General features: G+C 57.3%; 1 rRNA gene. It reads left to right on the top strand.

Annotated features, from left to right (window positions below):
* Nucleotides 1–253 (top strand): 16S ribosomal RNA (locus tag CBW22_RS21430); the annotation flags it as partial.

Genomic DNA, 253 nt, shown 5'->3' with positions numbered 1-253 from the left:
CCTACGGGAGGCAGCAGTGGGGAATATTGCACAATGGGCGCAAGCCTGATGCAGCCATGCCGCGTGTATGAAGAAGGCCTTCGGGTTGTAAAGTACTTTCAGCGGGGAGGAAGGCGGTGAGGTTAATAACCTCGCCGATTGACGTTACCCGCAGAAGAAGCACCGGCTAACTCCGTGCCAGCAGCCGCGGTAATACGGAGGGTGCAAGCGTTAATCGGAATTACTGGGCGTAAAGCGCACGCAGGCGGTCTGT

Source organism: Pantoea sp. VS1, assembly GCF_002207995.1.
GTDB lineage: Bacteria > Pseudomonadota > Gammaproteobacteria > Enterobacterales > Enterobacteriaceae > Pantoea > Pantoea dispersa.
The sequence above is the reverse complement of the archived record's forward strand: the minus strand, read 5'-3'. Positions and strand labels throughout refer to the sequence as shown.